Source organism: Mesorhizobium sp. M2A.F.Ca.ET.067.02.1.1 (assembly GCF_004023285.1).
GTDB lineage: Bacteria > Pseudomonadota > Alphaproteobacteria > Rhizobiales > Rhizobiaceae > Mesorhizobium.
This window is the reverse complement of the sequence record NZ_RZSB01001171.1, coordinates 1-1,145: the sequence shown is the minus strand read 5'-3', so window position 1 is coordinate 1,145 and position 1,145 is coordinate 1. Positions and strand designations below refer to the sequence as shown.

2 protein-coding genes are annotated in these 1,145 nt (G+C 62.4%); both read right to left on the bottom strand.

Annotation, left to right across the window (positions count from 1 at the left end; genetic code table 11):
• Positions 1 to 582: DNA topoisomerase (locus EOA28_RS36470; protein ID WP_245501690.1), on the bottom strand; the 582-nt coding region annotated here is incomplete at its 3' end.
• A gap of 278 nt (positions 583 to 860) precedes the next feature.
• Positions 861 to 1,145 (bottom strand): hypothetical protein (locus EOA28_RS36465; protein ID WP_128315877.1); only part of this gene is annotated, 285 nt, incomplete at its 5' end.

The window sequence follows — 1,145 nt, the reverse complement described above, 5'->3', positions numbered from 1 at the left end:
CTGCCAGTATTCCTCGCGGATGAAGCGCTCGATCTCGGATTCCCGGTCGCAGACGAGGCGCAGCGCCACCGACTGCACGCGGCCGGCGGAACGGGCGCCCGGCAGCTTGCGCCACAGCACCGGCGACAGCGTGAAGCCGACCAGATAGTCCAGCGCGCGGCGGGCCAGATAGGCGTCGACCAGCGGCGCATCGATCTGGCGCGGATTGGCCATCGCGTCGAGCACCGAGGCCTTGGTGATGGCGTTGAAGACGACGCGGCTGACCGGTTTGTCCTTCAGCGCGCGCTTCTGCTTCAGCACTTCCAGCACATGCCATGAAATCGCCTCGCCCTCGCGATCCGGGTCGGTGGCGAGGATCAGGCCGTCAGCATCCTTGACCGCCTTGGCGATGTCGGCGAGGCGCTTGCCGGACGCCGTGTCGACCGACCAGGACATGGCAAAGTCCTCGTCCGGGCGAACCGAGCCGTCCTTGGCCGGCAGATCGCGGACATGGCCGAACGAGGCCAGAACCTTATAGTTCTTGCCGAGATATTTGTTGATTGTCTTCGCCTTGGCCGGCGATTCGACGACGACGACGTCCATGAGGTCTCTTTAATCAGCTGTGAGGTGGCGGAAGAACTCCGCGACGCACGACGAAATCCCACTCTTTTCGTCGCTCAAATGGCCGTGCTTTTGCAATCGGTCAAGGGGAAGCGGCCAATTTGGGAAGCGGCCGCCGACGATACACTCTTAGAGTGTATGGCAAAGATCACTTTTTTGGCGACGGAGGCGTGCGCGCCCCGAACCGGCGACGACCGGCGGAAAGAGGACTGGCTGCCGGATCAAGGAACCCGGCAGCCGGATCGCTCAATGAGGCGAGCTCAATCTGCCTTCACGACGTGCCAGGCTCCGGCGACGCCTTCGCCGTTCATGTCGCCGGCCTTCTTGTCCTTGACGAAGGTGTAGACCGGCTTGCCGTCATAGGCCCACATATTGGTGCCGTCGGTGCGCTTGACGACAGACCATTCGCCTTCGGTCTTCGTGCTTGCCTTGGCTTTCAGCGGCGGCCAGTTGGCGGCGCATTTGTCATAGCAGTTGGACTTGCCCTTCTCGTCCTTGTCGAAAGTGTAGAGGGTCATGCCCTTGGCGTCGGTGTAGATCTTGGT